The organism is Thalassococcus sp. BH17M4-6 (assembly GCF_049323015.1).
Taxonomy (GTDB): Bacteria; Pseudomonadota; Alphaproteobacteria; order Rhodobacterales; family Rhodobacteraceae; genus Puniceibacterium.
The window spans coordinates 138,803-164,556 of sequence record NZ_JBMPGU010000006.1; the positions used below are offsets into that span (position 1 = coordinate 138,803).

A 25,754-nucleotide genomic window follows, 5' to 3' on the forward strand; every position below is an offset into this window, starting at 1 on the left:
TCCTAGGGCGTCACAGGCCAAGCATTGCGGCGATACGGTTTTTCTGGATGTCCGAGCTGCCGGAGTAGATCAGGCCGCCCATGGCGTTGCGCAGGTGGCTTTCGATGCCGGTTTCGGACATGTACCCGGCGCCGCCATGCAGCGTGATGGCATCAAGCGAATTGGCCACATGCGCCTCGGAAATGGCGAGCTTGGCGGCCGCAATCTCGAGCGAGGCCTGGCCGCCGCCCTGCATCGCGATGACCATGCGCGACAGCCAGCTGCGGGCCGATTGCAGCCGCATGTGCATGTCGGCGATGCGATGCGAGATGGCCTGAAAGCTGGCGATCGGCGCGCCGAACTGCTTGCGATCCTTGGCATAGGCGACACTGCGGTCGAACTGGCGGCGCATTTCCCCCACCTGCAGCGCAAAGACGCACAGGATCTCCCAGCGCATGACGTAGTCGAGGATGGAAAAGCCTTGCCCCTCGCGTCCGATCAGGCGGCTGGCGGGCACCCGCACGTCATCGAGGTAGAGGTCGGCCATGGGTGCTGTGCGCAAGCCCATCTTCTTGCGCGGCTTGCCGATGCCAAAGCCCTTGGCGTCGCAATCCACCGCAAAGGCCGAAAAGCCCCCCAGCGCGCCCTTGGTCGGATGAGTCCGGGCGTAGATCACGCAGATGTCGGCGATGGGCGCGTTGGAGATATAGCACTTTTCGCCCGACAGAATGTAATCGTCGCCGTCGCGGGTGGCGGTGGTCTTCATCGCGAAGGCGTCCGATCCGCTGTCGGGTTCGGTGATGGCATGCGCCCCGACCTTCTGCGCCTGCGCCAGTTGCGGCAAAAGCTCTTCGCGGATCGCGTCGCCGCCGAATTTCGCCACCGGCAGGCAGGTGCTGCACAGATGCGTCGCCAGCGAAAAGCCAAGGCCCGCGTCTTCGCAGACGTACCCCAGGGTTTCGAGAACCTGCGACAGTTCCGGCACCGACAGGTCCAGCCCGCCCATCTCTTCAGAGGTGACCAGGCCGGTGAGCCCGGCCTCGACCAGTGCGCGCCAGCGGTTGGTGCCGAAGGCCCCGACCTGGTCATCCTCTTGCCACCCCTGGTTCAGGACCGGCGCCCATTGGGCGAGGCCTTCCAGAAGAGGTTCCATCAAATCGGCCCGGTATTGGCTGTCGTCGCCGCCAAGCGGCAGGCTGCGGATCGTGCGCATCACGTCTCTCCTGTCGTGAGAAGCTCGATGATCAGGCTGGCGTTCAGCCCCCCGAAGCCGAGCGAATTGTTCATGGCCACCCCGGGGGCCAGTCCGCGATCTGCCCCGCGAAGCGGCAGGTCAAAGGCGATGTCTTCGGGATCGAGTGTGGTGGCCATGATCGGCGCCCGCCCCGACAGCAGGGCCAGGATCGTGGCCACGGTTTCCAGCGCCCCGGCGCTTCCCAACAGATGCCCGGTGCTGCCCTTGGTCGATCCGACCATGGGGCGCGGGTCGCGCGGGGCAAAGACCATGCTCAGCGCCTCGGCCTCGGCCGCGTCGTTGAGCGGCGTACCGGTGCCATGACAGTTAACATATGACACCTCGGAGGCGGTGCGCCCGGCTTGCGCCAGCGCCTGCTTCATCGCCTGGGTCAGCCCGCGCGGGTTGGGGCTGGTGATGTGGTGGCTGTCGGTGGCAAGCCCCATCCCGGTCAGGCGCACCAGCGGCGTCGCGCCGCGGGCCACGGCATGCGCCTCGTCCTCGATCACCAGGATGGCAGAGCCGTCGCCGATCATCATGCCCTTTCGGGTCCGGTCGAAGGGGCGGCAGCTGTCGCGATCCATGGCGCGCAGGGCGTTGAAGCCCGCGAAATCCGCCTCGCGCATCCGGTCGGCGCCGCCCACCAGCATGATCGGCGCATCGCCGCGCTGGACCCGGGCAAAGGCATAGGACAAGGCCCCGAGCGACGACACGCAGGCGCAGGAGAACCCGCACAGCGGCCCGGTCAGCCCGAAGATACGCTGCAGCACCAGCCCGGCGCTGAAGGGCGACACCAGCCCGTGCATGTCCTGAGCAGGAGCACCGGCCTCAAGCGCGTCACAGTAGTGATCCATCATGCCGCCCGACGTGGTGGCGATGGCACAGCCCGCAGAGGCCAGGGTGAGCGGGTCCAGCCCCGCCTGCCCGACGGCCTGCAACGCGGCCAGGATGCCGTGACCGGCGCAGTCAAGCTCGGCATCGGTCATCGTGTCCAGAAGGCCGTAAGCCTCGCAGACCTGCAGCGCCCGGCGGGTGGCGTCGGGATCGGCGACATAGGCATTCTGCGACCGGAAGCGTCCGGTGTCGAACTGCACCGGCGGTTCCGGCGCACCGCCGCCAGTGTCGAGGATCTGGTGAAAGGCGGCGATATCGGTGGCCCGGCAGGCCACGACACCCAGGCCGGTGACGACGACAGAGCGGCTCATAGTGCTGGCTCCATCTTACTTACCCTGATGCCGACGGCCACGCCGCAGCCCGCTGTCGCGGTCGCGTCGATCTGCCATGTCGCATCGCCTTGCTGGCCCGCGTCGGGGCTGTTCAGCAGGTCGTGGATGGCCAGCAGACCGCCGGCACCAAGATAATCGAGTGTTCTGGAGGACGGCGCCGCCGCGGTCGCGGTGGCGCAGCGGGTCGTGACATCTGCCGGCGGCAGGATGAATTCCGGGCGCGGGGTGTTGACGACCGAGGCCAGCACCGGACGGCCCACATGCCCCCGCGCCGCGGCGATGCTGTCGCGTTCCAGCAGGATCAGCACCATGGCTTCGCCATACGCCTTGCCGGGGGTGGCCATGGCGCGGGTGACCAGGTGATCGGCGATCGGCGGGGCCATATCCTCGTAGGCGACGACCAGAACCCGGTCGCAACGGTCATCGCGCAGCCAGTCAAAGGCGCATTGCAGCGCATCGAGGCCGGCGGTTTCCGTGCTGACGACCGACAGGCACGGGCCTTGCAAGCCAAATTCTATGGCGCAGGCAGACACCGGGTAGTTGTGCGTGGCCTGGGCAAAGCGCACCGCATCGACGCCGCGGGGGCCGTGACGGCGCAGGCGCTGGTGCATTTCGAACACCTGGGCGCAGCCGTAGCTCGATCCCGAGACAAGGCCCGTCCGGGTGCCCGCGATGTCTTCGGCGCTCAGCCCGCTTTGGGCCAGAAGCCGCGGCACCAGGCGGCTCAGCCGGTGCGAAATTCGTGTGTGACGCCCGCGTTCGGTGACGCTGTGGGCCTCGAAATCGGCGTGATCCAGGTAGTGGACCAGAAAAGAACCAAAGGCTGCATCTGCCTTCTGTCCATCGGAAGGGAGAGAGTCCGGGGACGCGGCATCAGCGCAAGTCGCCGATATAACGATGCTGTCCTTCATGGCAGTGCAACCTTTGGTTTAGTCGGGAGGGATAGGAAGAGAGAAAGGATCGTCTGCGGGGCCTAGTAGGCCGAGCTGTCGGATCCCAGCGAATGCCGTTCATGTCCTTTCAGTGGCGGGTTGAAAACACAGACAAGACGCATGGTCTTGTCAGCCTTGAGCCAATGCTTGTCGTGCTTGTCGAGCGCGTACATCGTCCCGGGGGTGATGCGATGGGTTTCGCCGGTCTGTTCGTCGATGACCTCGCCTTCGCCCTCGACGCAGTAGCAAGCCTCGAGATGGTTCTTGTATTCCAGAAGCGAGGCGGACCCGGCGTTGATGACCGTATCGGTCAGCGAATAGCCCATCTGGTCGCCCTCGATCAGAAGGCGGCGGCTCTTGCCGTTGCCCCAGTCGACATCGCGGTCGGTATTGGCAATTTTGTCCAGGGAATTGATGATCATGGTATCCTCGTATCAGTTGATCATTTTCGGGCTAAACTGGCGATATTCACTGTCGCCCCTAGCGTGATTTAACCTTAGACCAACTGTTCCGTGGATAGTTTGGAGTTTTGTTCCAAAGAATTTTCGTTGAACACAAAAAATTGCCTGATTCCACGCGGCCCTCACATTGTGCATCACGAAAATGCGGTGTCGCCTTTTATATATCATTTTCATGTAGTTATGATCGACCTCCACCCGTGCCGAACATACAAAAAGGGCCGCCAGAAGCTGGCGGCCCGTCCCTCGAGAATCACGAAAGAATCAGAGATTCGTTTTATTCACGCCATATCGGCGACAAGCGATCCGGATTTGAATTTCGTTTCGGTGTGAAACATTTTAGAATGCTTTTCCCGAAGACCGCCCAAAATCATGTCATAGGGCAAATCTTCGTATTCGCCGTGATCGTGCATGATTTCCATATAGGCCTTCCCATCGGTGTCAAAGGCATGGTGCACGCAGTCATGGATGCCGTCGAATTCCAGCGGCGACATGCCGTAAAGCTGGCACAGGCGCTGGTTGAAGACCGGGGTCGCCTTGATCCACTTTCCATCAAGCTGGAGCGAGACCAGAACGTGATAGTGAAAGACGTTGGTGCCCATCATCCGGGCCAGCTGCGGCGAACAAAGGTGGTTTTTCACATCGGTGATCCAGAGCTTTGCCGGAATGCCGATCCGCCGCAGCAGCGCGGTGTAGACGATCGACTTGTGGATGCACAGACCCGAGCGGCGGCGCATGATGGCGCTGGCCTTCATCGCCGGGCGGGCGAAATCGGCGTTGTAGATCTCGTAGAACAGACCGTCGCGAACCGCATAGAACAGATCGACCGCCTGCTGGCGCGGATCGTCGCCGCTGTTGGCCAGGGCCTTGTCGGAAAACCGCGCGAGGCCGGGGTCGTCGAAATCGAAGAACTCGGTCTTCCTGAGCGTGGTGAGTGTCATGTCAGATATCCTCCAGAGTGTTGCACAGCGCATCGGGCAGGACCACGCTGATTTCGGTTCCTTCGCCCAGCGCGCTTTCGATATCGATGCGCCCGCCAAGGCCTTTGGCGATGGTTTTGCACAGGTACAGGCCCAGCCCGTAACCGCCCGAGGCACGACCGCGGGATTCGTCGGCGCGCCAGAACGGCTCCATCAGGTAACGCTGATGTTCGGGGGAAATGCCGATGCCCTGGTCGCGCACCGCCATGCGCATGTCGTAGCCGTTTTCCCCGGTCGCGGAAAAGATCACGGCGATCGGCTTCCCCTTGCCGTAACGCACTGCGTTTGAAACGAAATTCTTGAGCAGGACACTGGTCAAGAAGCGATCAAAATAGGCGGTCTTTTGACCCGTTTCGTTGCGGATCGAGACGTCGATGCCCTGATGGGTCAGCTGCGCGATCTGTTCGCGCGCATAGGGTTCGATGTCGATGAAATCCGCCGTGCTCTGGCCGGTGTCACGCTTTTCCGCCGCCAGGATCGAGGACAGGATTTCCTCGACCACGGTGATGTCCTTGCTGATCTGGTCGCGCAGCTTGGCATCGCCCACCATGTCCTTGCGCACCTTGAGCCGTGACAGCGGGGTCAGGATCTCGTGCGGCAGGGCCAGCAGCATGTGGCGGCGGCTTTCGTGGATGCGCTGCAGTTCGGCCACCATGTTGTTGAACCCGTCCGCGAAGGTCCGGTATTCGCCAAACGTGCGATCCAGCGGGATCTGATAGCTCAGGTCGCCCTCCTCGACCCGGCGGATGCCTTCGGTCAACTCGTCGAAGGGCAGCGTCAGCCGCCGGATCAGCAGAAAGATCACGCCGATGGCGAACATGATCGACATGACAACCACGCCCACAAGGAACAGCGCGTAGGTCGAAATCGGACGTCCGAACTTCGGCAGGACGGAAACCTGGTCCCCGCGCACCGACACGGCGGCGTAGTTGTCGCCAAGCCGCCGGATGGCGATGCCATCGGGGTCGTTCGCGGCATCGCGGTAGATCGCGGCAAAGCGCGAATTACGCGCCTCGTCCGGGGTCATGAGCATCATCGGCGCCTCGCCGATCATGGTCAGCTCTTCCTCGGGGTGCAGGGCGTTTTCGGTGAAAGCATCGAACAGCGCCCGCGCCAGGTAGCGGCGGGGATGTTCATCCGCCACGCGCTGCAGCGACAGCACCAGAACCAGGCTGAGCAGAGCCGTGGAGGCGAGCGTCGCCAGCAGCAGCAGGCTGAAGACCGAGCGGCTGCCGATCCACAGCTTGACCCTATCGAATGCATCCGTCATGTCGCCTGATCAGCCTTTATGCAATAGCCCTGCCCGCGCAGCGTCTTTATGAAGTCCGTCTGCAAGCCTTGGTCACGGAATTTTTGTCGCACCCGGTAGATGATCGTGTCAATCATAGCGGGATCAGTTTGCGCGTCATATCCAATAAGTTGCAGAATATCCGTCCGGCTCAGGATCGTGCCGCTGGCATCCGACAGGCATTTCAGAATGCGCATTTCCAGTTCGGTGACGTTGATCGCATAGGCGCCGAAGACCGCCGACATGTGACCGGGCGACAGGTGCAGGCCGGTCTCCTCGGGGGCGGCGTCTTCTGCGGGCGCGTCCTCTTGCCCCGCATCCCGGCGCCGGCGCACCACGGCGCCGATCCGGGCCACCAGTTCGCGCATCTCGACCGGTTTGGCGACAAAGTCGTCGATGCCGCTTTCCAGGGCCACGATCCGATCCGTCAGTTCGGCCCGCGCCGTCATCGCGACGATGGGAATTTCGGCGTAGGGTTTGCCGCTGCCGCGGATGCTGCGGCAGACCGACATGCCATCCAGTTCCGGAAGCATCATGTCCAGGATCAGGGCATCGAAGGTCTGCCGCTCAAGCTGCTCGAAGGCTTGTGAGGGGGCAAAGGCCAGTGTCAGCTCCATGCCGTATTTTGCCAGAACCGGTTGCATCAGTTCGCCCAGTTCCTCGTCATCGTCCAGTATCAGTACGCGCAAGTCTTTTGTCCTTATATTTCAGCGTCACTGCTTTGTTTTTAGGATCGGTCAGAAGGTGTAGGTCAGGCCCATCTGAACCGAGCTTTTCGTCGGGTTGGCGCCATAGACCGACTGGTCGTCGCCAAAGGTCGTGATGCCGCGCAGGTTGAACAGACCATTGTCGCCCACCGGCACGTCGATCGAGATCTGCGCAAGCCCGCTGCCGTCGGCTGGCACGTAGAAGCCCAAGAGCGACATGTCGCTGTCGCCCCAGAAATCGTTCCAGGCGAACCGGGTGAAGAGCTGTTCGCGCGCCAGCGGTTCCTGGCGGCGGTTGGCCAGCCCGTAAAGCGCACCGGCCGCGGCCAGGTCGGGGCCCGCAGCGCCCGAGAGCGCGTCGATCTGCCCGGAGGTCAGCCCGGCGCTGTTGAGGTGGTACTCAAACGTCAGCGACACGTCGCGCGCACCCACGATGGGCTGCGGCAAGGCCCAGTTGAGCCCCAGGGCGGCCTGGGTGTGCCATTCCTTGCCCTTCCCGGCCCCGACCCCGCTGCGGAAGCCTGCAGAGCCCAGGGTGGCGCCCAGAGCCTCGTCCGCCAGCGACAGGCGCTTTTGCGCCATGACTTCGGAGTAGAGCACAAGGTTGTCGCCCACGGTGCCGCTGAGTTCAAAACCGATGCCGGGCTCATCGTCGATCAGCAGGGCATTGGCGGTCAGCGACAGGTTGTCGCCGATGTTCGGGGTGGCCTTGATGAACCACGCCTCGGACGGGTTGGTCCGGTCGAGGCCCAGGCCAAAGTTATCGCGATCGGTCCAGATCGTATCGGGATCGGCGTCGATTTTTGGGCGGTAGCCCAGCGTGACCAGCGTGTCGCCGATTGAGGTCGTCGCGGTCAGCGCGAGAACACCCAGCCGTTCGTTGCGACGGTCCGATGGGGCCGCGCTGCCGGTGACCACTAGACTGTCGTCCTTGAACCAGTCGGTCGGGTTGAAGCCGCTGGCCACGCCGTTGCGGATGTTGATCCGTCCGATCTGAAACGTGGTGCCGGGATTGGGGGCATAGCTGAACGCCAGTTCCTGCACGTCGAAATTGAAATCGTCCTCGAACCGGTAGGCGACGCCGTCGACCTTGTCGGTACGGGCGCGCAGGTTGAAGATCACGCTCGACCGGTCGCTGATCTCCCAGGATCCGAAGTAATGCGCCTGCAGGCGCAGGGCGTGGGAGGTGTCGCCGGACAGGTCGGTGTTGGCGAAGACCCGTGCTTCAAGCTCGAGCGTGGCATTCCGGCCAAAGCTGAAGCGGGGGTCCTCTTCTGCCTCGAACGTCGTGTCGTCGGCCGCGGCAAGCTCGGGCACACCGTCGACCTCGGGCACCTCTTCAAGGTCCGGCACGCCGGTGGCGTCATCAAGCTCGGGCACGTCCGCCACATCGACCGAAGCGTCTTCGATGACATCTTCTGACGCATCCGGCACGTCCGCTACAGCGTCTTGGGGGGTCACGCTCTCGTCCACATACCCGGGGAGGTCGGGCGGCAGATCGAAATCCTGGGCCTGGGCCGGCAGGGCGATCATCAGGGCGAGTGTCGGAGCCACCGAATACGTCAGAAGGTTGGTCATGTCATCGTCTCCTCTTGCAAGGGTTGCAGGGGTGGCCGATCAGGCCTTGAAGTTCGGCAACCATTCCTTGCTGAACCAGGATGAAGGGATGTTCTTGGCCCGGAAGTTGCCCATCGACATGACCGTGACCTTGTTGGGGTCGAACCCGTCGGCGATGACGATCTCGGTCGGCCGGGTGGCGCCCATCTGGCGCTTGCCCTTGCGGTACCAGGCGACTTTGATCAGCTTGCCGCTCTTGGTGTAGTACATGCCCTTGACCGGCTGGCTGTTGGACGCGTCGACCCAGAAATCCACGGCGCTGTAGGGGGCCGATTGCGCGGCCTGCGTCAGGCGCAGCTTGTGGCAGCTGCGGCTTTGCTTGTTGCCGTCGGCGATGGTCTCGGTGCCGGTCAGGCTGACACGGTAGTCGCCCACGAGGTTGGAACTGACGACATCGCCGTTGGACGCGTTACCCAAGAGCCGCTGGCGCGGCGAGATGCGCACGGATGCCTTGGACGACGGATCGTAAAGCCACAGGCTGTTGCCGTTGCGCAGCAGGATCTTGCCGCGATCCGCAGAGGGCGAATTGATGTGCACCAGGGTCTGGAACTGGCTGCCCGTGGGGCGCGAATAGGTGGTGACGGTGGTCTTTTCCTTGGGCCGACCCCGATCGTAGTTGACCAGCGTCACGTCGACGGCGAACGAGGTCTGCGGGTTCCGGATCGCATCAGTCTTTTGCAGGATGCGGGCGGCGTTGTCGGCGGCCAGGGCCGGCAGGCCGAATGAGGTCAGGGAGGCGGCGGTCATCCCGCCAAGGATCAGCTGGGCGAATTCGCGGCGATCAAGTTGCATGGTATGGTCCTTTCAGTGGCAGCGATTGGTTGGGTTCGGGGTGAGGGATCAGGGGGCCTGGATCAGGCCCGCTGAAGGCTTTCTACGATGTTGAGCCGTGCGGCCTTGAAGGTCGGCAGCACCGCGGCCATCAGCGCCAGGATCACAAGAGCGGCGACCACGCTGGCGGCAAAGATCGGGTTGTCGAGCACCATCAGCTGCACGGTGAGCGGCGTGGCGTTCGACGGCGGCGTCCACTGCAGACCGGCGGTGTTCACGACGTTCGAGAGCACCACGGCAGAGCCCAAAGCGATCACCGCGCCGATGAGGCCGATCAGCATGCTTTCGGTCAGGAACAGCGCCCGGACAAAGCCCTTGCGGAAGCCCAGTGCACGGATGGTGCCGATCTCCTTCACCCGCTCCATCACGGTCATCGAGATCGTGTTGACGATGGTGAAGACGATCACGATGGACAGCACCAGCGACACAACGATGAACATGAAGGTGAACATGCCGAAGATGCGGTCGAAGGTCGGGTCCACCTCGGTGAAGTGATAGACGCTGAGGTCGAGGCCGTTGCGCTCCAGCACGGTGGCGACGCGGTCCTTCACGGTGTCGACCATCTCGGGCGCCTTGACCTGCAGCATCAGGGCGGTGGCTTCCTGGCTGTCACCGTACAGAAGGCTGCGGGCCTGTTCGAAGTGCATCATGACAAAGGCGTTGTCGACGGCGCGGATGGCCTGGGCCTGGGCCTTGGCAATCTCGACGCGGGCGATGTTGGGCACGCCGGACGACGTCGCCGCCATGACGTTCAGCTGCGGGGCCGCGTTGCCGCCGCTCTGGTCTGCCAGGCCGGTTTCTGCCGCGACGAGATCGGAAAAGTCCTGCTCTTCCCCGGCAAGAAAGGCCTCGTCCACCGGGCGGTCCTGGCAATCCGGCACGTTCAGCGCCGCGCACATCCCCATCATCCGGGCCATGCCCAGGCCGATGACGACATTGTCTTGTCCGCCGGTATCCAGACCGGTCGCGGGCGACGCCTGGCCGATGCCCCAGCCATCCCAGCCGCGCATCGCATCCACCTGCGACGGGACGATGCCGGTGCCGATGAAGGTCTTGGAATTGCCGGTCTCGGCATTGCCCGCAACCCCGGCAAGGTCGATCCGCGGCGTGATCACCGCAATCTGTTCCGACAGCACCGGGTCATTGGCCAGCAGCGCCGCGACCTGATCCCAGTTCTGGATCGTGTAGTCATCGGGATTGGCGGCACCGAATTCCAGATAACCGTTGCGATAGACCTGCAGGTTGCCCTGCTCCTGGATCATCGAGGTCTGGACCCCGTACCAGATCGAGGTGACGAACCCCCCGAACAGCAGCGCGGCCAGCCCGCCGATGCCGATGGCAAGCGCTGTCGTCAGCGACCGCCGGGCGTTCTTGAGGATGTTGCGTAAGGCGATTTTCCAGATCATGTCCGTTCACTCCTCGGCCGTCTGGCCGTCGATGATGTTGATGACCGCGCTTTGCGGCGTGATCAGGTTGGTGTCGTGCGTGCAGATCACGACGCTTGTGTTGAGTTCCGATTTCATCCGATCGAGCAGCGCGACGATGTCGCGCGAGGTCTTGCTGTCGAGGTTGGCGGTGGGTTCGTCCGCGATGATCAGCGTCGGCTCGGTCACCAGGGCGCGGGCGATGGCCACGCGCTGACGCTGGCCGCCGGAAATCTCGCCGGGGCGACGGTCGACGAAATCGGTCAGGCCGACCGCGTCGAGGTATTCCATCGCCTTGTCGCGCCGCGCCGCCGCCGACACCTTGCGGTTGAGCAGCGGAAATTCGACGTTCTCACGCAGCGACAGAACCGGGATCAGGTTGAAGCTCTGGAAGACAAAGCCGATGTGCTGCGCGCGGAAGTCCGCGGCCGCCCGATCGCTGAGGTTGGTGACGTCTTCGCCCAGGATGGTCATCTCGCCGTCCGTGGGCTTGTCCAGCAGACCGATGATGTTGAGCAGCGTCGACTTGCCGCTGCCCGACGGCCCGGTGATGAAGGTGGTTTCGGATTGCGCGATGGCCCCCGACACCGACCGCAACGCCGGAACCTCGACCCGGTCCATGTGATAGATCTTGCTCAGGTTGCGGAACCGGACCACCGAAGCGGCCGGTTCGGGCGCTGTCGCCGGGCGCAGCGTGTCGTATTCGAACGACTGGGGATTGTAGGCGGTGTTCACGATCTCGGTCCTTTTCGGGCAGATGAGTTTCTGCACCCAATTTACGAAGCCGAGGGTCGTTTATTCAAACAACAAAGAATGGTTTTTCAACGCGCTATGAATATCGAAAATTGGCGTGAGAAAGATGAATATGAAGATCTGAAAACGCTCATTCATTTTCGCGCCACAAAACTTCAAAAAAGAAAAAACCGCCGAAGCAGGCTCCGACGGCTGTTCCGGTGGCATGGATGGCGCGTGTCAGGCGGGTTGGCCCACCGGCACCGCGACGCGGGTGACGCTGTACATTGCAGTGGCAGCAAGCGCCAGACCGATCAGCGCCATGACCGCGCGTATGGTGTTCCAGTAGGTCCAGTCGGCGCTGTAGTCCGCCCAGATCTGCGCCGCCTCGGCCAGGGATATACCGGCGGGATCAATGGCCTCGATCGCGTGATTCATCGGGACGCTGACGTTCACTGTGGGCAGGAACGACCCACCAAAGTAGATCGCCGCCGCCGCAAAGAGGAAAAGCGCCGATGTCTGTCGCCCCTTGAAATAGAGCACCGCAGCGCATCCCAGCGCCAGGATCGGTGTGAAGAGGAAGGTGAAGAGAAACACCCCGTTTCGCGTGCCCCGATTAAGCTCCTGCATCGCCCGTATCGCATCCACGTCAGGCAGATTGTTCAACCCCTGCATGACAGAAACCGAATACGCGTAGAAGAACCCGCCGATTGCACCGAAAAGGACAAGGGGGACGAGACAAAGAAGATAATTGAGTCTGAGCATGGCTTGCAATCGCTTCTATGGGAAGGTTGATACCAACGGCAGATTAGCGCAATTCCATGATCAAAGGAATGCGCCCCCAAATCATTCGACAAAAAACCGCAAATGACAGATAAATAGAGAAGTGTGGCGAATTGTGATTTTACATGGACACAAAAATCGAAAAACTGACCGGATTTGTGTCACCTCGTGGGGATTTGTGACAGAACTCAGCCCTGCCGCGCCGGATCATCGCGAAACTACCGCTATACGTGTGCGGATATTTTGTGACGGAGAATAAAACGCGGGAAGGCACCGGTCGAAACCGATGCCTTTTCCCATCTGTCCTGCAGAATCAGGCGCTGATCGACTGCCTGACCTGCCCGACCAGCGAATACCCGCGCCCGCGTACGGTGCGGATGAAATCGACCTCTGCCCCGGCTTCCTTGATCTTGGTCCGCAGGCGGTAGATCAGTGCGTCGATGCTGCGCGTGTAGATCACATTGGTGCCGTGCACCTCGCCCAGCAGATCGTCGCGGTTGAGAATCTCGCCCGGACGTTGGGCCAGAGCCGCGATCAGCTCGAACTCCATCGACGTGGTTTCCAGCTTTTGGCCGTTCATGCGCACCTGCGCGCGTTCGGTTTCGATCTGCAGCACATCCCCTTCGAGGACGATCTCGCAGCATACGCCGCTTTTCGCCGATGCGATCGGCGCCTCGTCAACCTGGGGCTGGGCCGCGGCCAGCTCCGGGGCCCGTGTGCGCCGCAGAATCGCGTTGATTCGTGCCACAAGCTCGCGCGGCTCGAACGGTTTCTTGACGTAGTCGTCCGCCCCGGTCTCAAGCCCCACGACCATGTCGGTCAGTTCGGTACGGGCCGTCAGGATGATGATCGACACATCCTTGTAGGGGGCATTGCTGTAGCGGATCTTGCTGCACATCTGCAGGCCGTTCACCTCGGGCAGCATCACGTCGAGCAGCACAAGATCGTATTTGTTGGCCTCCAGGGCCGCAAAGCCTTCGCCGGGGCTGTGTACCGCGTGCAATTCGATGCTGTAGTTCTTCAGAACATCGCGCATCAGCTCTGCAAGCTCGACATCATCGTCTATCAAGAGAACGTTTATCATGACGGTTTATCTAATTTCTCCACAAAAAAGGAAGTGTCTGTGAGGGCCAGCGCGCCTAACCTGACCGCATCATCAAGCGGGGGCATGCTCGGATTCTCGCCTTTCATCATCAGGTCTTCCCTTACGTTAACAAAACCCACGATCTGCTTATAAGAGAAAAAACGCACTGTCTACAACCTAGGATTACTTTCCATGATCCCTTCGAAACTTACCCTGTCCACCGCGTCCGACACCCAGTCGGGATCGCAGGCGAACGGCACGAAAATCCGCCTGATCGTGGGCCTGTCGGGCGCATCCGGCATGCCCTTCGCGCTGCGCCTGCTGGAGGTGCTGCAAGGCCATTCCATCGAAACGCATCTGATCGTCAGCAAGGCGGCGATCCAGACACTCGCGGTCGAGACCGAGAATGGCTTTGAAATGGCCAAATCGCTGGCCGACCATGTGCATTCCAATCGTGATATCGGGGCCAGCCTGGCCTCGGGGTCGTTTCGCACCCATGGCATGGTGATTGCGCCCTGCAGCGTCAAGACCCTCGCGGAAATCGCGAACGGGATCGGCAGCAGTCTGCTTACGCGTGCAGCGGATGTGACCCTGAAGGAACGGCGGCCGCTGGTGCTGGGGGTGCGCGAAACGCCGCTGCACCTGGGTCATCTGCGCAACATGACGGCGGCGACGGAAATGGGCGCGATCATCGCCCCGCCGATGCCGGCCTTCTACACCCAGGGCCAGACGCTGGACGATCTGGTCAACCACCAGGTGCAGCGCTGGCTGGACGCGCTGGGGATTCACACGACGCTGGCACCCCGCTGGAAAGAGGATGGCGCGGCCTGATCCGCCGCCGGAGCGCGCGCGTCAGTAAAGATCCCAGTCGTCCTCGCCCATGACCTCACCAATGGCGATCCAGGCCATGCGCACCCGCGCCACGCGGGTGTCGCCCCAGGTGCGGAACACCATGTCGAACCCCTTGGTGCCGATGTTCTCGGCCGTCAGGTCAGCGCGCACGTTGGCGTTGCTGTCCATGTCCCACAGCGACAGCGACAGATGCACCGACGGGATGTCCCTGTAGATGGCGGAAAATTCGATCCACTTGCGCCGCTCGCGCGAGCCCGAGCCGACCCACATATCGCCGCCGCTGGCGAATTCGGAAAACAACTCCACATTGCCCTGGTCAATGCCAACCGTCGCACCGCGTAACCGTTTCATGCCTGCCTCTTGCCATTTCTTTGGGCATAGTCAGCGATTTGGGCAAAAATGGGAACGGGAAAAGGGGAATTTTGCGCAAGGACGGCGGGGGTCTGCGCAGTCACTGCCCAGCGATCAACCCCGGGCTTTCGGGTAGGTCGAGGACGCCCACCGCGTCCAGCCCGCCCAGAACGGCGTCCACCGCCACGGTGGCCAGGACGATGCCCATGACACGGCTGATGACATTGGCGCCGGTGCCGCCGATGACCCGTTTGAGCCGCGCCGCCAGCAGAAGCAGCACGAGCGTGACCAGAAGTACCAGCAGCAGCAGGCTCGCCGTGACCATCTGATCGGGGATGGAATTGCGGTTGTTATCGGTCAGGACAACGATGGCAAGCATGGCCCCGGGCGAGGCGATGGACGGCATCGCCAGCGGAAAGACCGCGCCCGCAAGATGGTCGCGCTCGGCCTCTTCGATCTCGCGCGCGGGTTTCGCATCGCCGAAGATCATGCTCATGGCGAACAGGAACAGGATGATGCCACCGGCGATCTGGAAAGATCCAAAGCGCAGCCCCAGCGCCTCGAGCACCAGTTGCCCGGCGACAAGGAACAGCATCAGCACCACTGTCGCCACCGCCACGGCGCGCAGGGCAAAGCGCCAGTGCAGCGCCGCGGGAACCGTCGCCGTGGCGAAATAGAAGACCGGCAAGGACCCGACCGGGTCGATCACCACAAAGAGCGTGATGAGTTCGCGCAGGATCATCGGCCAGTCGAGATCGGGCATGGCGGGGGACGCTTTGAGAAAGAGTGCAGGACACTGAGAGAGAAATCAAGAAGCCCCGCGAGGGGCGGGGCTTCTGAACAATCGCGTCTGACCGGGATCAGAGGTTCGGCTGTTTCGGCGACAGGCCGATGTGGTTCCCGATGGCGACCATGTCGGAGAGCAGCTTGGCCGCGTCGTCGACCGGGCCCGGCTCGTTCTTGAAGGTTTCCTTGGCTTTGCCATAGGCTTCCTGCGCTTCGGCGACCATCTCTTCATAGGTCTCCTGATCGACATCGGCCCGCGGCAGGGCGCGTTCGGCCAGAACCGTGACGCCTTCGCCGATTTCGGCGAAACCGCCGGTGACCACGAATTCCTCGGAGCCCTTGTCGGTCTCGACGGTCAGGACACCGGGGCGAAGCGTGGTGATCAGCGGCGCGTGGTTCGGCATCGCGGTCAGGTCGCCATCGGCGCCGGGAATGCGGACCGAGATCGCTTCGGCCGACATCAGCCGACGTTCGGGGCTGACCAGATCGAATTGCAGTTTATCCGCCATGTGTCATTCCTTTGGTTCGGGCACGCTCTTCCGCCCGGGCGGGCGTCCTCGCGAGGACAGTCCGCAAGGGCTGGAAGAGCGACCCCGGTTTGCGATCAAGCGGCGTCGGCGGCCATACGTTCGGCCTTGGCCTTCACCTCGTCGATGCCGCCCACCATGTAGAAGGCGCCTTCGGGCAGGTGATCGTATTCACCGGCCACAACCGCCTTGAAGGACGAAATCGTCTCTTCCAGCGGCACCTGCACACCGTCGGAGCCGGTGAACACCTTCGCCACGTCGAAGGGCTGCGACAGGAAGCGCTGGATTTTCCGGGCACGGGCCACGGTCAACTTGTCCTCTTCGCTCAGTTCGTCCATGCCGAGAATGGCGATGATGTCCTGAAGCGACTTGTAGCGCTGCAGGATTCCCTGCACGTCACGTGCCACCTGGTAGTGCTCTTCGCCCACGATCTGCGGGTCCATGAGGCGCGAGGAACTGTCGAGCGGGTCCACCGCCGGGTAGATGCCCAGCTCCGAAATCGCGCGGCTCAGAACCGTCGTCGCATCGAGGTGCGCAAAGGTGGTGGCAGGCGCGGGGTCGGTGAGGTCGTCCGCGGGCACGTACACGGCCTGGATCGAGGTGATCGAACCGGCCTTGGTGGAAGTGATACGTTCCTGCATCGCGCCCATGTCGGTGGCCAGCGTCGGCTGGTAGCCCACAGCGGACGGGATACGACCCAGAAGCGCCGACACCTCGGAGCCCGCCTGCGTGAAGCGGAAGATGTTGTCGACGAAGAACAGAACGTCGGTCCCGGACTGGTCGCGGAACTGTTCGGCCAGGGTCAGGCCGGTCAGGGCCACGCGGGCACGGGCACCCGGCGGTTCGTTCATCTGGCCGTAGACCAGCGCCACCTGGCTCTCCGACAGGTTGTCGGGCTTGATCACGTTGGATTCGATCATCTCGTGATAGAGGTCGTTGCCCTCACGGGTCCGCTCGCCCACACCGGCAAAGACCGAAAAGCCCGAGTGCACCTTGGCGATGTTGTTGATCAGTTCCATGATCAGAACCGTCTTGCCCACACCGGCACCGCCGAAGAGGCCGATCTTGCCGCCCTTGGCGTAGGGCGCCAGCAGGTCCACCACCTTGATGCCGGTCACGAGGATTTCGGACTCGGTCGACTGTTCGTTGAACTCGGGCGCCTCGGCGTGGATCGGGCGATACTCGTCCGCTTCGACGGGGCCGCCTTCGTCCACGGGCTCGCCCACGACGTTCAGGATGCGGCCCAGCGTGGCGTTGCCCACGGGCACCGAGATCGGGCCGTCGGTGTCGGTCACTTCCTGACCGCGGACCAGACCTTCGGTTGCGTCCATCGCGATGCAGCGGACGGTATTTTCGCCCAGGTGCTGCGACACCTCCAGAACCAGTTTCTTCCCGTTGTTGTCGGTGTTGAGCGCGTTGAGGATCGCCGGCAGGTGATCGCTGAACTGCACGTCAACCACAGCGCCGATCACCTGGGTGATTTTGCCTTTTGCGTTTGCCATGAGTGTTCTCCGGTTCTTAGAGCGCTTCCGCGCCCGAGATAATTTCGATCAGTTCGTTGGTGATGACGGCCTGACGCGAACGGTTGTATTCGATGGTGAGGTCTTCGATCATGTCACCGGCATTGCGGGTGGCGTTGTCCATCGCCGACATCCGCGCGCCCTGTTCGCTGGCGGCATTTTCCAGCAGCGCGGCGAAGATCTGCGTCGCGACTCCGCGCGGCAGCAGATCGGCCAGGATCTCTTCCTCGCTCGGTTCGTAATCGTAAAGCGTGGTCGCCTCTTCGCCTTCTTCGGGGGCGTCGAAATCGGCCGGGATCACCTGCTGCGCGGTGGGGATCTGGCTCACCACGTTTTCGAACTCCGAATAGAAGATCGTGCAGACGTCGAATTCGCCGGCGTCAAATCGTTCGAGGATGCCGCGAGCGATCGACTGCGCATCGGCATAGCTGACGCGTTTGACGTCGCCCATGTCGACGTGATCGATGAACAGATCGCCGTAGTCGCGACGCATGCTGTCGCGGCCCTTCTTGCCGACGGTCAGCACCTTCACGGTCTTGCCCTTGCCCTGCAGATCCTTGATCTTCTGCTTGGCGAGCTTGGCGATGTTGGCGTTGAAACCACCGCAAAGCCCACGCTCGGCGGTCATCACAACCAGCAGATGCACATCGTCCTTACCCGTGCCCGCCAGCAGGCGCGGCGCGGAATCGCTGTCCCCGACAGAGGCCGCAAGCGACCCCATGACGGCGGCAAAGCGTTCGGCGTAGGGACGTGCCTGTTCGGCAGCATCCTGTGCCCGCCGCAGTTTCGCGGCGGCCACCATCTGCATGGCCTTGGTGATCTTGCGGGTCGATTTGACCGACTCGATCCGGTTTTTCAGGTCCTTGAGACTCGGCATGTGCCTACCTCTCCCTTACGCGAAGTCTTTGGCGTATTCGTCCAGTGCCGCGCGGACACGGTCCTCTGCCTCGCCCTTGATCTTCGGATCCTCGTTGGTGATGTAATCCAGCAGATCCTTGTTCTTGCCGCGCAGGTGGCTCAGCAGGCCCTTCTCGAACCGGCCCACGTCGCTGACGGGGATGTTGTCGAGATAACCCTTTGTGCCTGCGAAGATGACGCAGACGATTTCCGCGTTGGTCAGCGGCGAATACTGCGGCTGCTTCATCAGTTCGGTCAGGCGTGCACCACGGTTGAGCAGCTTCTGCGTCGACGCGTCGAGGTCCGAACCGAACTGCGCGAAGGCCGCCATTTCTCGGTACTGCGCCAGCTCCAGCTTGACCGGACCCGCGACGGATTTCATCGCGTTGGTCTGGGCCGAAGAGCCCACACGGCTGACCGACAGACCGGTGTTCACGGCCGGACGGATGCCCTGGTAGAAAAGTTCGGTTTCCAGGAAAATCTGGCCATCGGTGATCGAGATCACGTTGGTCGGAATGAACGCCGACACGTCGCCGCCTTGCGTTTCGATGATCGGCAGCGCCGTCAGCGAGCCGTTGCCAGCCTCGTCACCCAGCTTCGCCGACCGTTCCAGCAGGCGGGAGTGGAGGTAGAAAACGTCGCCCGGATAGGCTTCGCGGCCCGGCGGGCGGCGCAGAAGCAGCGACATCTGGCGGTAGGACACGGCCTGCTTCGACAGGTCATCGTAGATGATCAGCGCGTGACGGCCATTGTCGCGGAAATGCTCGGCCATCGCGGTCGCGGTGTAGGGGGCCAGGTACTGCATCGGCGCAGGGTCCGACGCGGTCGCGGCCACAACGATGGAATAGTCGATGGCGCCGGTCTCTTCGAGCTTTTTCACCAGCTGCGCCACGGTCGACCGCTTCTGGCCGATGGCGACGTAGACGCAGTAAAGCTTCTTGCTTTCGTCGTCGCCCGCCGCGTCGTTGTAGCTTTTCTGGTTCAGAACGGTGTCGAGCGCCACGGCGGTCTTGCCGGTCTGACGGTCGCCGATGATCAGTTCGCGCTGGCCACGGCCAATCGGGATCATCGCGTCGACGGATTTCAGGCCGGTGGCCATCGGCTCATGCACGGATTTGCGCGGGATGATGCCCGGCGCCTTGACGTCGGCCAGACCGCGCTTGTCGGTCTTGATCTCGCCCTTGCCGTCCAGCGGGTTGCCCAGGCCGTCAACGACGCGGCCCAGCAGGGCGTCACCAATCGGCACGTCCACAATGGACTTGGTGCGCTTGACCAGGTCACCTTCCTTGATGTCGCGGTCGGTGCCGAAGATCACGACGCCGACGTTGTCGGCTTCGAGGTTCAGCGCCATGCCCTGAATGCCGCCCGGAAATTCGACCATTTCGCCGGCCTGGCAGTTGTCGAGGCCGTAAACCCGCGCAATCCCGTCACCGACGGAGAGCACGCGGCCCACCTCGGCGACTTCGGCGTCCTGGCCAAAGTTCTTGATCTGATCCTTCAGGATCGCAGAAATTTCGGCTGCTTGGATACCCATTTATCCGACCTCTTTCATTACATTCTGGAGGGAATTGAGCTTGGAGCGGATCGAGGTATCGATCATCTTCGAGCCCACCTTGACGACAAGCCCGCCGATGAGGGATTCATCGACGGAGGCATTGATTTTGACGTCGCGGCCGACCTGGGCCTTGAGCGTCTCGGAAAGTTTCTTGGACTGCGCGGCGGTCAGTTCCTTGGCGGATACGACATCGGCCGTCACCTCGCCATTCTCCTCCGCGATCATTTCCTGCAATTGGCGCACCATCTGCGGCACCACGAACAGCCGCCGCTTGGAGGCCATCAGCGCCAGCGCATTCTGCAGCGCCGGGATCAGGCTCATTTTCTTGGCAATCGACTTGATCGCCTGACCCTGCACCTCGCGCGTCAGGATCGGCGATTGCAGCAATTCGCGCAGATCGGCGCTTTCGCTCAGGGCCGTCTGAAGATCGCCCAGATTGGCCTCAAGTTTGTCGAGCCGCTTGTTCTCTTTGGCGATCTCGAAGATCGCCGTGGCATAGCGTTGTGCGATGCCGGAGGAAATCGAAGCTGAGTCAGACACGTCCACCCTTCCGATATGATGCCCCCGTGGCGCCCCGCGAACGGGGTGCCCGGAGGCGTTAACCTTGTCCCGGCGCAGGGCCGGAACATCAAAATCAGCGCGGATGTAACAGACGCTCCCCCACCCCGCAACATGCTAAGGCGATTTTGCGGATCGTCCATAGCCCTGATTTACTGGCGCTTTGGCCAAGTGCGACCTTGTGACTAACACACGACATTACAAAAGACGCATTTTTTCGTGAACGAAAACGATTCCTTTACTTGTCTGCACCTCCTGCCCCGCAGCAGACGGTTCGGCGACGGGGCGATTTCAGGATCGCACATTTTTCAGGCAGGTCGTGCCGGGTCCTCAAATCCCTGTCGGGTGTCTCAGGGCGCGCAGGCGGGTCCGAACCTCAGACAGGCTTTGCCACTTTGCCCGGAGACGGCGACAGAACCTCAAGCGGGTTGCGGACGCGTGCCCCCTCCCCCACCCGGGTGCGGGTCGGCGGATAGCGCTTTGCGGCCATCACCATGAGCACGCCGCCCGCCATGATCGCCGGGATCGCCCGCCCGGTCGATTCCCAGAACCGCGCCGATTTCATCCAGAACCGCCGGGTCGATGGCGGCTGATACAAAACCGACACGTGGCGTTCGGGGATGAAGTCATGCGCCTTCAACTGCGCCTCGAGCTGGGTCAGCGAATAGGGGCGGCCATAGCCGAAGGGCGTCGCATCCGACCGCGCCCAAAGCCCCGAGCGGTTCGGCACGATGAAAAGCGCGCGCCCACCGGGGCCCAGCACGCGGTACGCCTCGTCCAGCAGCGCCGAGGGGTTTTCCGACGTCTCAAGCCCGTGCATCATCACCAGCCGGTCCACGTGCCCGGTTTCCAGCGGCCAGAGCGCGTCTTCGCACAGCACCGACACGTTGGGCATCGCAGACGGCCAGTGCATCACCCCCTGTGGCGCGGGCATCAGCCCGATCACCCGGCGCGCATCGGCCAGATAGGGCCGCAGCAGCGGCACCGCAAAGCCGAATCCCGCAACCGTCTGCCCCTTTGCCTCGGGCCAGAACCGCAGCACCTCGGCGCGCACGACCGACTGCGCCGCACGCCCCAGCGCGCTGCGGTAGTAGAAAAGTCGCAAATCGTTGACATCCAGGTGCATTGCAGCCTCGGGGCTGATCGTCCAAGCTGTGGCCAGTGTAACCGGACAGGATGGAATGACCATGCCCCTCGACCTTGTGACGATCCCGGCGCTCAGCGACAATTACACGTACCTGCTGCACGACGCCGACAGCGGCGCAACCGCGGTGATCGACGTGCCCGAAGCCGCCCCCATCGCCGCCGAACTGGAGGCGCGCGGCTGGACCCTGTCGGAGATCTGGCTGACCCATCACCACGACGACCATATCCAGGGGGTCGAGGCCCTGCTTGCGAGGCATCCCGCCCGGGTGACCGGCGCGCTGGCCGACAAGCACCGCCTGCCGCCGCTCGACCGGTCGGTGTCGGATGGCGACAGTTTCGATTTCGCCGGGCACGAGGTGGAGGTGATGGATGTGTCGGGCCACACCGTCGGGCACATCGCCTTTTACGTCCCCGACGCCGCGACAGTCTTTACCGCCGACAGCCTGATGGCTCTGGGATGCGGGCGGCTTTTCGAAGGCACCGCCGAACAGATGTGGCAAAGCCTCTCGACCCTGGCCGCCCTGCCGCCCGACACGACGGTTTGTTCCGGCCACGAATACACGGCCGCCAATGCGAAGTTCGCGCTCACTATTGAACCGGACAATCAGGCGCTTAAATCAAGAGCAGACGCAATCGCCAAGGCCCGCGCCGACAACCAGCCGACCGTTCCGTCGCTGCTGTCCGAGGAATTGGCCACCAACCCCTTCCTGCGCGCCTCGGACCCTGGCGTAAAGGCAGGGCTTTCGCTGACAGACGCCTCTGACGCCGCCGTCTTTGCCGAAATCCGCAAGCGCAAAGACAATTTCTAATGGGCAAAATCACGTCACGTTTCGAACACAGGTTCGATTGTGTCCGGGATTTTCACAGAAAAAACTTGAAGCGTGGTCACAATCGACCAAACTTTAACCGTAAGAGGCCAGTCTGGTTCCTATCCCGGGCCGACACAGACAAGAAGGAGCACGAACGTGCCTTCATTCTCGAACACGCTTGAGCAGTCCATCCACGCCGCGCTGGCACTTGCCAATTCGCGGTCGCACGAATTCGCCACGCTGGAGCATCTGCTTCTGGCGCTGATCGACGAACCCGACGCTGCGCGGGTGATGAAAGCGTGCAATGTCGATACCGAAGAACTGCGCACCACCCTGGTCGAATTCATCGACGAGGATCTTGCCAACCTCGTGACCGACATCGAAGGATCCGAGGCGGTGCCGACCGCGGCCTTCCAGCGCGTCATCCAGCGCGCCGCGATCCACGTCCAAAGCTCCGGCCGGACCGAGGTCACCGGGGCCAACGTGCTGGTCGCCATTTTTGCCGAACGCGAGTCGAACGCGGCCTACTTCCTGCAGGAGCAGGACATGACGCGCTACGATGCGGTCAACTTCATCGCGCATGGCGTCGCCAAGAACCCGGCCTACGGCGAGAGCCGCCCGGTGTCCGGCGCCCCCGAGATCGAGGAAGAGCCGCAGCCCACCGATCAGGCCGCCGCCGAAAAGAACGAAAGCGCGCTGGACAAGTACTGCGTCGATCTGAATTCGAAGTCCCGCAAGGGCGATGTCGATCCGCTGATCGGCCGCGCGTCCGAAGTGGAGCGTTGCATTCAGGTGCTGTGCCGCCGCCGCAAGAACAACCCGCTTCTCGTGGGTGACCCTGGCGTCGGCAAGACCGCCATCGCCGAAGGTCTGGCGCGCAAGATCGTCACCGAAGACGTGCCCGAGGTGCTGGCCAACGCCACGATCTATTCGCTCGACATGGGCGCGCTGCTCGCCGGCACCCGCTACCGCGGCGATTTCGAGGAACGGCTTAAGGCCGTCGTGACCGAGCTTGAGGATCACCCCGACGCGGTGCTCTTCATCGACGAGATTCACACCGTGATCGGTGCCGGTGCCACGTCCGGTGGCGCAATGGATGCGTCGAACCTGCTCAAGCCCGCGCTGCAGGGCGGCAAGCTGCGCACCATGGGGTCGACCACCTACAAGGAGTTCCGCCAGCACTTCGAAAAGGACCGCGCCCTGTCGCGCCGGTTCCAGAAGATCGACGTGAACGAACCGTCGGTGCAGGACACGGTGAAGATCCTCAAGGGCCTCAAGGAGTATTTCGAGGAGCATCACGGCGTCAAATACACCGCCGACGCGGTGAAATCCGCGGTCGAGCTGTCGGCCCGCTACATCAACGACCGCAAGCTGCCCGACAAGGCGATCGACGTGATCGACGAGGCGGGTGCGGCGCAGCACCTGCTGCCCGAAAGCAAGCGGCGCAAAACCATCGGTGCCAAAGAGATCGAGGATGTCGTGGCCAAGATCGCCCGCATCCCGCCCAAGAACGTCAGCAAGAACGACGCAGAGGTTCTCAAGGACCTCGAAAACTCGCTCAAGCGCGTGGTCTTTGGCCAGGACAAGGCCATCGTGGCGCTCAGTTCGGCGATCAAGCTGGCCCGTGCCGGTCTGCGCGAACCCGAAAAGCCCATCGGCAATTACCTCTTTGCCGGGCCCACAGGCGTCGGCAAGACCGAGGTGGCCAAGCAGCTGGCGGACACGTTGGGGGTGGAACTGATGCGTTTCGACATGTCGGAATACATGGAGAAACATGCCGTTTCGCGGCTCATCGGCGCGCCTCCGGGCTATGTCGGGTTCGACCAGGGCGGTCAGCTGACCGACGGCGTCGACCAGCACCCGCATTGCGTGCTGCTGCTGGACGAGATCGAAAAGGCGCATCCGGATGTCTACAACATCCTGCTGCAGGTCATGGACCACGGCACGCTGACAGATCACAACGGCCGCACGGTGGATTTCCGCAACGTGATCCTGATCATGACCTCGAACGCAGGCGCCTCGGAACAGGCAAAGGCCGCCATCGGCTTTGGCCGCGACCGTCGCGAAGGCGAAGATACGGCGGCGATCGAACGCACCTTCACGCCGGAGTTCCGCAACCGCCTGGACGCGGTGATCAGCTTTGCGCCGCTGCCCAAGGACACGATCCTGCAGGTGGTCGAAAAGTTCGTGCTGCAGCTTGAGGCCCAGTTGATGGATCGCAACGTGACCATCGAACTGACCAAGCCCGCCGCAGAATGGCTGGCCGACAAGGGCTATGACGACAAGATGGGCGCCCGTCCCCTGGGCCGCGTGATCCAGGAACACATCAAGAAGCCGCTCGCCGAAGAGCTGTTGTTCGGCAAGCTGGCCAAGGGCGGCCTCGTCAAGGTGTCGGTCAAGGACGGCAAGCTGGAGCTCGATTTCGAAGGGCCCGAGAAGCGCCGGATTTCCGGCAACAAGCCGCCCCTTCTCACCGCCGAGTGATGCTGCGCACCGCGCTGGCACTGCTCATTGCAACCTCCGCCGCGCCCACCGCGGCGGAGGTTTCTTTTTTGTCGCTGCCGCTCGACTGCACCCTCGGAGAGACCTGCTTTATCGAGGATTATGTCGATGCCGACCCGACCTTTGCCCAGCATGATTACACCTGCGGCCTGAAATCCCGCGACGGACACCGGGGCACCGATTTCGCCCTGCTGGACGAGGACGCCATGCGCGCCGGGGTCCGGGTGCTGGCCGCCGCGCCGGGCCTGGTCGAGGCGGTCCGCGACGGCGTTGCAGATGAACCCTATACGGCAGAGGTGGCCGCCCGCATCAAGGGCCGAGAATGCGGCAACGCGGTGCGCATCGGCCATCCCAACGGCTACAAGACGCTCTATTGCCACCTCAAGAACGGCAGCCTGACGGTGAGGAAGGGCGACGTGGTCGATGCGGGCAAGCCGTTGGGGCTGGTGGGGATGAGCGGCCAGTCGAACTTTGCGCATGTGCATCTGACGGTTCTCAAAGATGGCGAAATCATCGACCCCTTCAACCCCGGCGCCAGCCAGACCTGCGGCGCGGACACGCCGGCGCTCTGGCGCGACATGCCCGGCTATGACAAAGCCGGACTTTTCACCGCGGCGTTTTCCACCTCGGTGCCCAGCCTCGCGCATGTGCAATCGGGCGCCGCCCGCCGCGACAGCGCGCGCCCGGACCACGACCTGGTGCTTTACGGCTTTGCCTTCTTCGCGCAGACTGGCGATGTCGTGGAATTCGAAGCGACGGGACCGGGCGGCCAGATCCTGCAGGCAAGCCAGACCATCGACAAAGGCCGGGCACAGCTGTTCCGCGCCCAAGGTCGCAAGGCACCCTCGGGCGGCTGGCCGCAAGGCAGCTACACGGGCCACGTCACGCTCAAACGCGATGGCCGGATCCTCGCACGCCGCCCCGCCACCATCCGCGTGGAATAGCGAAGACGCCCGCAAGGGCGGATGAGCAGGCC

The 25,754-nt window shown here is 62.8% G+C and carries 25 protein-coding genes; 4 read left to right on the forward strand and 21 right to left on the reverse strand.

Annotation, left to right across the window (positions count from 1 at the left end; all coding sequences use genetic code 11):
* Positions 1 to 10: 10 nt before the first annotated feature.
* The 13 genes from ACOXXX_RS10750 to ACOXXX_RS10810 form a co-directional block, all read right to left on the reverse strand.
* On the reverse strand, positions 11 to 1,192 hold the full coding sequence (locus ACOXXX_RS10750; protein ID WP_422826575.1) for an acyl-CoA dehydrogenase family protein: 1,182 nt from the start codon (positions 1,190 to 1,192) through the stop codon (positions 11 to 13).
* Positions 1,192 to 2,418, reverse strand: a complete 1,227-nt coding sequence (locus ACOXXX_RS10755) for a beta-ketoacyl-[acyl-carrier-protein] synthase family protein (protein WP_422826576.1) — start codon at positions 2,416 to 2,418, stop codon at positions 1,192 to 1,194. The genes ACOXXX_RS10750 and ACOXXX_RS10755 overlap by 1 nt, the downstream gene beginning before the upstream one ends.
* Entirely contained in the window at positions 2,415 to 3,350 is a 936-nt protein-coding gene (locus tag ACOXXX_RS10760) for a beta-ketoacyl synthase N-terminal-like domain-containing protein (RefSeq protein ID WP_422826577.1), read from the reverse strand. The genes ACOXXX_RS10755 and ACOXXX_RS10760 overlap by 4 nt, the downstream gene beginning before the upstream one ends.
* Before the next feature lie 62 nt (positions 3,351 to 3,412).
* The gene (locus ACOXXX_RS10765) at positions 3,413 to 3,793 is read right to left on the reverse strand and encodes an ectoine synthase (protein ID WP_422826578.1); all 381 of its coding nucleotides are present in this window, start codon (positions 3,791 to 3,793) and stop codon (positions 3,413 to 3,415) included.
* 317 nt (positions 3,794 to 4,110) lie between these two features.
* On the reverse strand, positions 4,111 to 4,770 hold the full coding sequence (locus ACOXXX_RS10770) for a transglutaminase-like domain-containing protein (RefSeq protein ID WP_422826579.1): 660 nt from the start codon (positions 4,768 to 4,770) through the stop codon (positions 4,111 to 4,113).
* Position 4,771: 1 nt separating this feature from the next.
* Positions 4,772 to 6,079 carry a sensor histidine kinase gene (locus ACOXXX_RS10775; protein WP_422826580.1) on the reverse strand — a complete coding sequence of 436 codons (1,308 nt, stop codon included), beginning with the start codon at positions 6,077 to 6,079 and terminating at the stop codon, positions 4,772 to 4,774.
* A complete protein-coding gene (locus ACOXXX_RS10780; RefSeq protein ID WP_422826581.1) occupies positions 6,076 to 6,786 on the reverse strand; it encodes a response regulator transcription factor in 711 nt (236 codons plus the stop codon). The genes ACOXXX_RS10775 and ACOXXX_RS10780 overlap by 4 nt, the downstream gene beginning before the upstream one ends.
* A 48-nt stretch (positions 6,787 to 6,834) precedes the next feature.
* Positions 6,835 to 8,382, reverse strand: coding sequence for a hypothetical protein (locus tag ACOXXX_RS10785; protein WP_422826582.1), 1,548 nt, complete (start codon positions 8,380 to 8,382; stop codon positions 6,835 to 6,837).
* 39 nt (positions 8,383 to 8,421) lie between these two features.
* Complete coding sequence (locus ACOXXX_RS10790) at positions 8,422 to 9,213, reverse strand: outer membrane lipoprotein-sorting protein (RefSeq protein ID WP_422826583.1); 792 nt, start codon at positions 9,211 to 9,213, stop codon at positions 8,422 to 8,424.
* A gap of 62 nt (positions 9,214 to 9,275) precedes the next feature.
* On the reverse strand, positions 9,276 to 10,658 hold the full coding sequence (locus ACOXXX_RS10795) for an ABC transporter permease (RefSeq protein WP_422826584.1): 1,383 nt from the start codon (positions 10,656 to 10,658) through the stop codon (positions 9,276 to 9,278).
* Between the two features lie 6 nt (positions 10,659 to 10,664).
* A complete protein-coding gene (locus ACOXXX_RS10800) occupies positions 10,665 to 11,411 on the reverse strand; it encodes an ABC transporter ATP-binding protein (protein WP_422826585.1) in 747 nt (248 codons plus the stop codon).
* A gap of 237 nt (positions 11,412 to 11,648) precedes the next feature.
* Positions 11,649 to 12,056, reverse strand: coding sequence for an anthrone oxygenase family protein (locus ACOXXX_RS10805; protein ID WP_422826586.1), 408 nt, complete (start codon positions 12,054 to 12,056; stop codon positions 11,649 to 11,651).
* A gap of 448 nt (positions 12,057 to 12,504) precedes the next feature.
* Positions 12,505 to 13,260, reverse strand: a complete 756-nt coding sequence (locus ACOXXX_RS10810; RefSeq protein ID WP_422826587.1) for a response regulator transcription factor — start codon at positions 13,258 to 13,260, stop codon at positions 12,505 to 12,507.
* Positions 13,261 to 13,467: 207 nt separating this feature from the next.
* On the opposite strand from ACOXXX_RS10810, the gene ACOXXX_RS10815 reads away from it, so the two are divergent.
* Entirely contained in the window at positions 13,468 to 14,106 is a 639-nt protein-coding gene (locus tag ACOXXX_RS10815) for a UbiX family flavin prenyltransferase (RefSeq protein WP_422826588.1), read from the forward strand.
* A 21-nt stretch (positions 14,107 to 14,127) separates the two neighbouring features.
* On the opposite strand, the gene ACOXXX_RS10820 is transcribed toward ACOXXX_RS10815, so the two are convergent.
* From ACOXXX_RS10820 to ACOXXX_RS10855, 8 genes are all read right to left on the reverse strand, one after another.
* A complete protein-coding gene (locus tag ACOXXX_RS10820) occupies positions 14,128 to 14,478 on the reverse strand; it encodes an H-type lectin domain-containing protein (protein WP_422826589.1) in 351 nt (116 codons plus the stop codon).
* Positions 14,479 to 14,578: 100 nt separating this feature from the next.
* Positions 14,579 to 15,241 (reverse strand): MarC family protein, encoded by a 663-nt coding sequence (locus ACOXXX_RS10825; protein WP_422826590.1) that lies wholly within the window; start codon positions 15,239 to 15,241, stop codon positions 14,579 to 14,581.
* A 97-nt stretch (positions 15,242 to 15,338) separates the two neighbouring features.
* Positions 15,339 to 15,773 (reverse strand): F0F1 ATP synthase subunit epsilon, encoded by a 435-nt coding sequence (locus tag ACOXXX_RS10830; protein ID WP_422826591.1) that lies wholly within the window; start codon positions 15,771 to 15,773, stop codon positions 15,339 to 15,341.
* A gap of 95 nt (positions 15,774 to 15,868) precedes the next feature.
* The gene (atpD, locus tag ACOXXX_RS10835) at positions 15,869 to 17,293 is read right to left on the reverse strand and encodes a F0F1 ATP synthase subunit beta (RefSeq protein WP_422826592.1); all 1,425 of its coding nucleotides are present in this window, start codon (positions 17,291 to 17,293) and stop codon (positions 15,869 to 15,871) included.
* A gap of 16 nt (positions 17,294 to 17,309) precedes the next feature.
* Positions 17,310 to 18,188: a F0F1 ATP synthase subunit gamma gene (locus tag ACOXXX_RS10840; protein ID WP_422826593.1), complete on the reverse strand. Its 879-nt coding sequence runs from the start codon at positions 18,186 to 18,188 to the stop codon at positions 17,310 to 17,312.
* A gap of 15 nt (positions 18,189 to 18,203) precedes the next feature.
* Positions 18,204 to 19,742 (reverse strand): F0F1 ATP synthase subunit alpha, encoded by a 1,539-nt coding sequence (gene atpA, locus ACOXXX_RS10845; RefSeq protein WP_422826594.1) that lies wholly within the window; start codon positions 19,740 to 19,742, stop codon positions 18,204 to 18,206.
* A complete protein-coding gene (locus ACOXXX_RS10850) occupies positions 19,743 to 20,309 on the reverse strand; it encodes a F0F1 ATP synthase subunit delta (protein WP_422826595.1) in 567 nt (188 codons plus the stop codon).
* A gap of 388 nt (positions 20,310 to 20,697) precedes the next feature.
* On the reverse strand, positions 20,698 to 21,447 hold the full coding sequence (locus ACOXXX_RS10855) for a class I SAM-dependent methyltransferase (RefSeq protein WP_422826596.1): 750 nt from the start codon (positions 21,445 to 21,447) through the stop codon (positions 20,698 to 20,700).
* 61 nt (positions 21,448 to 21,508) lie between these two features.
* Between ACOXXX_RS10855 and gloB the strand changes: the two genes are divergently transcribed.
* The 3 genes from gloB to ACOXXX_RS10870 all read left to right on the forward strand — a co-directional run bounded on the left by gloB (position 21,509) and on the right by ACOXXX_RS10870 (position 25,722).
* Positions 21,509 to 22,276: a hydroxyacylglutathione hydrolase gene (gloB, locus tag ACOXXX_RS10860; RefSeq protein WP_422826673.1), complete on the forward strand. Its 768-nt coding sequence runs from the start codon at positions 21,509 to 21,511 to the stop codon at positions 22,274 to 22,276.
* Positions 22,277 to 22,432: 156 nt separating this feature from the next.
* Positions 22,433 to 24,760: an ATP-dependent Clp protease ATP-binding subunit ClpA gene (gene clpA / locus ACOXXX_RS10865; protein ID WP_422826597.1), complete on the forward strand. Its 2,328-nt coding sequence runs from the start codon at positions 22,433 to 22,435 to the stop codon at positions 24,758 to 24,760.
* Positions 24,760 to 25,722, forward strand: coding sequence for a M23 family metallopeptidase (locus ACOXXX_RS10870; RefSeq protein ID WP_422826598.1), 963 nt, complete (start codon positions 24,760 to 24,762; stop codon positions 25,720 to 25,722). The genes clpA and ACOXXX_RS10870 overlap by 1 nt, the downstream gene beginning before the upstream one ends.
* Positions 25,723 to 25,754 lie beyond the last annotated feature (32 nt).

Bases quoted from the DNA above. Each gene is read 5' to 3' on its own strand.
- atpD (WP_422826592.1), bottom strand. From the start codon at position 17,293: ATGGCAAACGCAAAAGGCAAAATCACCCAGGTGATCGGCGCTGTGGTT.
- ACOXXX_RS10775 (WP_422826580.1), bottom strand. From the start codon at position 6,079: ATGACGGATGCATTCGATAGGGTCAAGCTGTGGATCGGCAGCCGCTCG.
- gloB (WP_422826673.1), top strand. From the start codon at position 21,509: ATGCCCCTCGACCTTGTGACGATCCCGGCGCTCAGCGACAATTACACG.
- ACOXXX_RS10765 (WP_422826578.1), bottom strand. From the start codon at position 3,793: ATGATCATCAATTCCCTGGACAAAATTGCCAATACCGACCGCGATGTC.
- ACOXXX_RS10795 (WP_422826584.1), bottom strand. From the start codon at position 10,658: ATGATCTGGAAAATCGCCTTACGCAACATCCTCAAGAACGCCCGGCGG.
- ACOXXX_RS10785 (WP_422826582.1), bottom strand. From the start codon at position 8,382: ATGACCAACCTTCTGACGTATTCGGTGGCTCCGACACTCGCCCTGATG.
- ACOXXX_RS10755 (WP_422826576.1), bottom strand. From the start codon at position 2,418: ATGAGCCGCTCTGTCGTCGTCACCGGCCTGGGTGTCGTGGCCTGCCGG.
- ACOXXX_RS10790 (WP_422826583.1), bottom strand. From the start codon at position 9,213: ATGCAACTTGATCGCCGCGAATTCGCCCAGCTGATCCTTGGCGGGATG.
- ACOXXX_RS10750 (WP_422826575.1), bottom strand. From the start codon at position 1,192: ATGCGCACGATCCGCAGCCTGCCGCTTGGCGGCGACGACAGCCAATAC.
- ACOXXX_RS10840 (WP_422826593.1), bottom strand. From the start codon at position 18,188: ATGCCGAGTCTCAAGGACCTGAAAAACCGGATCGAGTCGGTCAAATCG.
- ACOXXX_RS10855 (WP_422826596.1), bottom strand. From the start codon at position 21,447: ATGCACCTGGATGTCAACGATTTGCGACTTTTCTACTACCGCAGCGCG.
- ACOXXX_RS10770 (WP_422826579.1), bottom strand. From the start codon at position 4,770: ATGACACTCACCACGCTCAGGAAGACCGAGTTCTTCGATTTCGACGAC.
- ACOXXX_RS10870 (WP_422826598.1), top strand. From the start codon at position 24,760: ATGCTGCGCACCGCGCTGGCACTGCTCATTGCAACCTCCGCCGCGCCC.
- ACOXXX_RS10825 (WP_422826590.1), bottom strand. From the start codon at position 15,241: ATGCCCGATCTCGACTGGCCGATGATCCTGCGCGAACTCATCACGCTC.
- ACOXXX_RS10830 (WP_422826591.1), bottom strand. From the start codon at position 15,773: ATGGCGGATAAACTGCAATTCGATCTGGTCAGCCCCGAACGTCGGCTG.
- ACOXXX_RS10815 (WP_422826588.1), top strand. From the start codon at position 13,468: ATGATCCCTTCGAAACTTACCCTGTCCACCGCGTCCGACACCCAGTCG.
- ACOXXX_RS10760 (WP_422826577.1), bottom strand. From the start codon at position 3,350: ATGAAGGACAGCATCGTTATATCGGCGACTTGCGCTGATGCCGCGTCC.
- ACOXXX_RS10820 (WP_422826589.1), bottom strand. From the start codon at position 14,478: ATGAAACGGTTACGCGGTGCGACGGTTGGCATTGACCAGGGCAATGTG.
- atpA (WP_422826594.1), bottom strand. From the start codon at position 19,742: ATGGGTATCCAAGCAGCCGAAATTTCTGCGATCCTGAAGGATCAGATC.